This window comes from Gordonia sp. i37, assembly GCF_002043085.1.
Lineage (GTDB): Bacteria > Actinomycetota > Actinomycetes > Mycobacteriales > Mycobacteriaceae > Gordonia > Gordonia polyisoprenivorans.
Map to the genome: position 1 here is coordinate 1 of NZ_MVPX01000182.1, position 6147 is coordinate 6147.

Here is a 6147-nt window from a genome sequence, read left to right on the forward strand (position 1 = left end):
CCCACCGCCGCGTGCGGATTCTCCGCTGCCGCAAGCGCTTCGGCGATCATCGCGTCGGGTTCGTTGATGGCGCGCTTGACACCGGACTCGATGACCGGCTTGCCGTGGAACCGGCTCTTGCCCTTGACGCCGACGTCGGTGGCGAAGATGACGGCGTCGGCGCCGGCGATGACGTCCGGGGTGAACGGGGTGGTTCCCGAGGACCCCTGGGGCTCGACGTGGAAGTCGACACCGGCGCGCTCGGCGGCGTACTTCAGCGCGTCGGCGGCCATGTAGGTGTGGGCGATCCCGGTGGGGCACGCGGTGATCGCGACGATCGACATCGGCTTGTCGCTCGTCGGTGCGGCCGGGGTCGATGAGTCGACCGGCGCGGTCTTCTGGGTGGTCACCGTGTCGGTGGCCACCTTCTGCGGTGCCGCCTTCTCGGTGCTCGCGGCCGCGGTGGTGCTCGAGCCGGCCGCGGGCGGATTGATCGCACCGTCGACGAGGTCGACGATCTCGTCGTCGGTGCGCGCTGCCCGCAGCGAGGCGACGAAGTCGGGACGGACCAGCGCACGAGCGAGCGAGCTGAGCAGCTTCATGTGCTCGGAGGCACCGCCCTCGGGGGCGGCGATGAGGAAGACGATGTCGGCCGGACCGTCGGGGGCGCCGAAGTCGACCTTCTTCGACAGCCGCGCCATCGCCAGGCTCGCCTGCGACACCGATGCGGCGCGGGCGTGCGGGATGGCGATCCCGCCGGGTAGACCGGTGGCGGACTTGGCCTCTCGGGCGAGCGCGGCGCGCGCGAGGTCGGCGGGATCGCTGGTGCGACCGGCTTCGCCGAGGTTCTCGGCGAGGTGATTGATCACCGCTGACGGGTCGTCGCCTGCGTCGACGTCGAGATTCACCGTGGCTGCGGTGATGATCTGCTCGGACATGGGTTTCCTTACTGGTGTGTCGCTGGTTGGGTGCTGATGGTGGATCTGGTTCTGGAGTTGTTCGGGGTCACGGGTTGTTTGTCATGGGGTTGGGGCGGCTCCGGCGAGATCGGTGATCACGACACGGTCGGGATCGAGGTGGTCGGGGCGGGGAGGCTGGGTGCCGGCGAGTGCGGCCGCCGCGGCACCATAGGCGACCGCGCTGCGCAACCGTCCGGGCTCGTCGGCGCCCCGGGTTTCGGCGATCAGGTAACCGGCCAGCGAGGAGTCGCCTGCGCCGACGGTGCTGCGCGGGACGATCGGCGGCGGCGTGGCGAACCAGCTGCCGGACTCGGTGGTCAGCAGTGCGCCGGCCGCACCGAGGGTGGCCAGCACGGCGCCGCCGATGCGGTGCGCCATGTCGGCCGACGCCGAGACGATGGGCGACAGATCGCCCTCGGCGGCGGCGTGACGCAGGATCTCCGGATCGGCACCGCTGACCTCGGCGAGTTCATACTCGTTCGGCTTGATCAGGTCGACGCGTCCGGTCACCGCTGCCGTCAGGGGAGCACCCGAGGTGTCGATGGCGACGCGGTGTCCGCGCGCGATGAGCTGGTCGGCGAGTACGCGATACCAGTCGTCGGCGACACCCGGTGGCAGCGATCCGCACAGGGCCACCCAGTCGGCACCGGCCGCGCGGGCCAAGACGAGGTCGGTCAACGCACGCACCTGACGGTCGTCGAGGAACTGGCCGGAGGCGTTGATCTTGGTCGTGGTGCCGTCGGGTTCGGCGATGGTGATGTTCGACCGCACCTCGCCGGGCACGGCGAGGGCCTCGTGGCGAAGTCCGACCTGGTCCAACGCGGTCAGCAGCGGATCGCCGTTGCGCGCCGGTAGGACCGCGAGGGTGGTCAGACCCGCCTCGGCGATGACGCGGGAAACGTTGACGCCCTTGCCTCCCGGCTCGGCGCGGACACCGACGGTGCGTTGCACCTCCCCGCGCTGGAGGGGGCCGGCGATCTCCAGGGTGCGATCGAGACTCGGGTTGGCGGTGACGGTGAGGATCATGCGCTCACGACCTCGATGCCGCGGGCGGAGAGCACCGCGGAGAAGGTGGGATCGATACCGGCGTCGGTGATGAGGACATCGACGTCGTCGAGGTCGGCGAAACCGGCGAAGTCCTCGCGATTCATCTTCGAGGAGTCGGCGAGCACGATCACGCGTTGCGCCGAGCGCACCAGCGCCGACTTCACCGCCGCCTCGTCGGGGTCCGGCGTGGACAGTCCAAGACCCTCGCTGACCCCGTTGGTGCCGATGAAGGCGACCGTGGAGCGAAACTGCCGCAGTCGGGACACGGTGTCGGCGCCGACTGCGGCCTGCGTCAGACTGCGAACTCGCCCTCCCACCAGATGCAGTGTGGCGCTGGGATGTTCGGCAAGAAGCGTGGCCAGGGGCAGGCTGCTGGTGACCACGCTCAGGCGTCGGTCGGTGGGGATGTTGAGTGCGGCCTGGTAGGTGGTGGTGCCGGCATCGAGCGCGAGCGAGCCGCCGTCGGGCGGCAGGAAACGCATCGCCGCACGGCCGATCGCCACCTTCTGATCGGCATGGCTGGCCTCGCGCTCGCCGATGCCCTGCTCGTCGACGATCTGGACCAGGCCGGGCCGAACCGCGCCACCGTGTACGCGCTGCAGATGGCCGGCGCGTTCCAGGCTCGCCAGATCGCGTCGCACCGTCTCGCTGGTGACCTCGAAGCGCTCGGCGAGCGCGCTCACCGAGGCGCGGCCCTTCGAGCGGACCAGCTCGGCGATCGCCTGCTGTCGTTCTTCCGCGTACACGTCTCTCCGATCTCTTTCCGACCACCGACCCCATGTGGGTTTCTGTGGGACCCGGTGTTGATATATCTGTGTTTACGCCTGTTTGTGTTGACAAGTCAAGGATTTCTTGTAACTTCGATCACAAGAGGTGGTGACGTACCGGTGTTTCACATCCATCGGACGCCTGGTCGGATCACACAGAACGACCGCGTGACCAGTACGACCCGCATCACCGCAACGCCCGCATCATTGAAGGACGAGGAAAGGCCGGAACCGTGGATCAACAGGTTCGCCCCCAGCACACGCAGACCGAGGGCAGTGCGTCGGATGCCGACACCACGCTGCACGGGACGCCCGTCGTCGGCGGCAAGGCCTACGGGCCGGTCGTCCGTCCGGGCGAGCGGGTGAGGGTCGAGCCCGCCGATCCGGGCTCACATGTGGTGGACGAGGCCGACCGTGAGGCCGAAAAGGCCCGCTTCGTCGATGCCGCGGCCGTGGTCGCCGCGCGACTGCGTGAGCGCGCCTCGCACGCCTCGGGTGCCGCCGCAGAGGTGTTGATCGCCACCGCGGGCCTCGCCGAGGACCGCGGGTGGATCGGCACGGTCACCAAGCTGATCGCCGACGGGACCCCGGCCCCGGCCGCGGCCGCCGCGGCCACCGAACAGTTCGCCGCGATGTTCGCCAAGCTCGGCGGGATCATGGCCGAGCGCATCACCGACCTCAACGACGTCCGTGATCGGGTGGTGGCCGAGGTACTCGGCGAGCCCGAGCCCGGGGTCCCCGTGCCCGACGAGCCGTCGGTGCTCCTCGCCGACGACCTCGCGCCGGCCGACACCGCCGGACTCGATCCGAAACTGATCACCGCGTTGGCCACCCGGCTCGGTGGGCCGACCAGCCACACCGCGATCATCGCCCGCCAACTGGGGATTCCGTGCGTGGTGGCGGTCGCCGGCCTCGACGACGTACCCGCGGGCACGCCCGTTCTCGTCGACGGAACCGCGGGAACCGTTGTCGTTCACCCCGATCCGGCGCGGGCCGGGGACGAGGTGGAGCAGAGTCGTCGGGAGGCGGAGGCGATCGCGGGATGGACCGGGCCCGGGCGCACCGCCGATGGTGTGGAGGTGGCCATCCTGGCGAACGTCGCCGACGGCGTCTCGGCGCGGGCGGCGACGGCATACCCCGTCGAGGGGGTCGGTCTGTTCCGCACCGAACTCGCTTTCCTCGATCGGGCCGACGAACCGTCGGTGGACGAGCAGGCAGCGCTCTACCGCGAGGTCATCGAGGCCTTCGACGGCAAGAAGGTCGTGGTCCGGACGCTCGATGCCGGCTCGGACAAGCCGCTGAAGTTCGTCGATCACGGCACCGAGGCGAATCCCGCACTGGGCGTACGAGGCAACCGGATCGCCGCGACACATCCCGAGATCCGTACCGGTCAACTCGACGCGATCGCCCGCGCCGCGCAGGCGACCGGCACCACGCCCTGGGTGATGGCGCCGATGATCGCCTCGGCCGCCGAAGCCGCCGAATTCGCCGCCGAGGTCCGCGGTCGCGGGCTGGTGGCGGGGGTGATGATCGAGATCCCCTCGGCGGCGATCCTCGCTCCGGCGATCCTCGCCGAGGTCGACTTCGTCTCGATCGGCACCAACGATCTCACGCAGTACACGATGGCCGCCGACCGGATGTCGGCCGAGCTCGCCGGGCTCACCGACCCGTGGCAGCCTGCGGTGCTCTCGCTGATCGCCACCGTCGCCGAGGCGGGCACCCGCAGTGCGACACCGGTCGGGGTGTGCGGCGAGGCCGCCGCCGATCCGCTGCTCGCGTGTGTCCTGGTCGGACTCGGCGTCACCTCGCTGTCGAGCGCCCCGGCCGCGGCGCCCGCGGTGGGAGCGAAGCTCGCCGAGGTCGACCGCGAGGCGTGCCGCTCCGCCGCGCAGGCTGTACTGGCGACCGCCTCACCGGCCGATGCGCGTGCCGCGGCCGCGGAAGCGTTGCGCAGCTGAGCCGTTCGGCTGAGCGGGCCGGCGGGGGCGACTCCGCTCAGATGCGGCGCATCACCGTCACGACCTTGCCCAGCACCGCGGCGTCGTCGCCGGGGATGGGCTCGAACAGGTCGTTGTGCGGCATCAGCCACACATGGCCGTCCTTGCGCTTGAAGGTCTTGACCGTCGCCTCGCCGTCGATCATCGCCGCGACGATGTCGCCGTTGTCGGCGACGTTCTGTTGACGAACGACCACCCAGTCGCCGTCGCAGATGGCCGCGTCGATCATCGATTCACCGACGACGCGCAGCAGGAACAGTGACCCGTCGCCAACGAGTTCACGCGGCAGCGGGAAGACATCCTCGACGGCCTCCTCGGCCAGGATCGGCCCGCCGGCCGCGATACGTCCCAGAACCGGCACGAACGTCGGCGTGGGGAGGTTCGACGCATTCGGGTTGTCGTCGGTGGGCGTGGGATCGCCGTCCTGGACGTTCACCGCGCGGGGTCGGTTGTGATCGCGTTTGAGCAGACCCTTGCGCTCGAGGGTTCGCAGCTGATGCGCGACCGATGAGGTCGACGCCAGGCCGACGGCGTCGCCGATCTCGCGGATGCTCGGCGGATACCCGCGTTCGCGCACGGACTTGCGGATCACATCGAGCACGCCCTTCTGGCGCGGGGTGAGCGCGGCCTCGACGGCCGCGGGATCGATCGGGCCGGTCGCGACGGCGTCGTCCGGATCGGTGACGGTCGCCGCGTCGGGGTCACCCGAGCGGCCCTTCTTCTCACTCATGGGGTTCGCATCCTTTCGGTCGGTGCGCACATCCTCGCGGGGTACGCCCTGGTTGACGGGCCCTGTGGAGAGCTGAACACCGGCCAGGGTAGCCGAGGCGACAGGCAACCTCAAACATGTGTTCGACGTGTCGCGAGAAATTGTCGGTGCCCCGTGGTAGAACTCGAACATCCGTTCTTCGAATGCATGATCGAGATAGGGAGACGCCATGCCGACCGTACTTCTGCCCACCGCGCCGGGCACCAACGACCTGCCCGTTCGGTCCCGCCGGACGGCTCACCGCGCCGCCGCCGTTCGCCGCGGGGCGTCGATGCCGGCCCGCGCAACCGTCGAGCACCGGGCGCTCGAACACCGGGTGCTCGAACACCGCGCGCTCGAACACCGGTCGTCCGAACACCGGTCGTCCGAACACCGGTCGTCCGACCGTCGCCTCCCGGAGCGGCGCACGCTCGAGCGCGACCCGGCCCGCCGACGACCGGCATATGCGGGCCCGGCCCGGACCGGTGCGCGCCGCCTTCCGGCGGTTGCGGGCACCCGTTGCGCAACTCCGGTCGGCCCGCGGGTCACCGCGCACCGCACCGCTCGCCGTACCGGTGCGATGGTGGCCGTGCTGACCGGTGTCGCCCTGGCGCTGCTGGTGTGGCTGGGGGGGGGGGGGGGGGGGGGGG

The 6147-nt window shown here is 70.4% G+C and carries 6 protein-coding genes; 2 read left to right on the forward strand and 4 right to left on the reverse strand.

The genetic code is table 11. From position 1 onward, the window contains the following. The 3 genes from B1964_RS08900 to B1964_RS08910 all read right to left on the reverse strand — a co-directional run. The coding region (locus B1964_RS08900; protein WP_172398789.1) for a fructose PTS transporter subunit IIA at nucleotides 1-917 on the reverse strand (917 nt) is incomplete at its 3' end. A gap of 81 nt (nucleotides 918-998) precedes the next feature. After that, nucleotides 999-1964, reverse strand: a complete 966-nt coding sequence (locus B1964_RS08905) for a 1-phosphofructokinase family hexose kinase (RefSeq protein WP_006371170.1) — start codon at nucleotides 1962-1964, stop codon at nucleotides 999-1001. Beyond that, nucleotides 1961-2731 carry a DeoR/GlpR family DNA-binding transcription regulator gene (locus B1964_RS08910; RefSeq protein WP_079929531.1) on the reverse strand — a complete coding sequence of 257 codons (771 nt, stop codon included), beginning with the start codon at nucleotides 2729-2731 and terminating at the stop codon, nucleotides 1961-1963. The genes B1964_RS08905 and B1964_RS08910 overlap by 4 nt, the downstream gene beginning before the upstream one ends. A gap of 254 nt (nucleotides 2732-2985) precedes the next feature. On the opposite strand from B1964_RS08910, the gene B1964_RS08915 reads away from it, so the two are divergent. Further along, nucleotides 2986-4710 (forward strand): putative PEP-binding protein, encoded by a 1725-nt coding sequence (locus tag B1964_RS08915; RefSeq protein WP_079929532.1) that lies wholly within the window; start codon nucleotides 2986-2988, stop codon nucleotides 4708-4710. Nucleotides 4711-4747: 37 nt separating this feature from the next. Here B1964_RS08915 and lexA read toward each other — a convergent pair whose 3' ends face one another. Beyond that, nucleotides 4748-5398 (reverse strand): transcriptional repressor LexA, encoded by a 651-nt coding sequence (gene lexA / locus B1964_RS08920; RefSeq protein WP_306304199.1) that lies wholly within the window; start codon nucleotides 5396-5398, stop codon nucleotides 4748-4750. 289 nt (nucleotides 5399-5687) lie between these two features. Here lexA and B1964_RS08925 point away from each other — a divergent pair. Next, the coding region (locus tag B1964_RS08925; RefSeq protein ID WP_079929533.1) for a peptidoglycan-binding protein at nucleotides 5688-6147 on the forward strand (460 nt) is incomplete at its 3' end.